Raw genomic sequence first — 273 nt, 5'->3', positions numbered from 1 at the left:
AAGGGCTACGACGCGCAGGAGTTCATCCAGGCCTGCCTGGAAATGAAGGTGACTCCCCACGTGGCACAGAACACCTCGGGGCGGCGCTCGGCCGTTCCTGACGCCATTGCTTGCAGCGCCGGTTATGCGGTCTCGCAACAAAAGCGCAAGCTGATCGAACAAGGCTTTGGGTGGATCAAGACCGTGGGGCGCATGCGTCAGGTGATGGTGCGCGGACTCAAGAAGGTCGACCAGATGTTTGTGCTAAGCATAGCCGCCTACAACCTCGTGCGC

Annotated in this window: 1 protein-coding gene; it reads left to right on the top strand. The window is 60.4% G+C overall.

Features of this window, described 5'->3' with window-relative positions:
• On the top strand, positions 1-273 hold a 273-nt coding region (locus J8I34_RS34555), incomplete at both ends, for a transposase (RefSeq protein ID WP_209808666.1).

This window comes from Cupriavidus phytohabitans (assembly GCF_017815025.1).
In the GTDB taxonomy this organism is placed as follows: Bacteria; Pseudomonadota; Gammaproteobacteria; order Burkholderiales; family Burkholderiaceae; genus Cupriavidus.
This window is presented reverse-complemented; position numbering and strand designations above follow the sequence as displayed.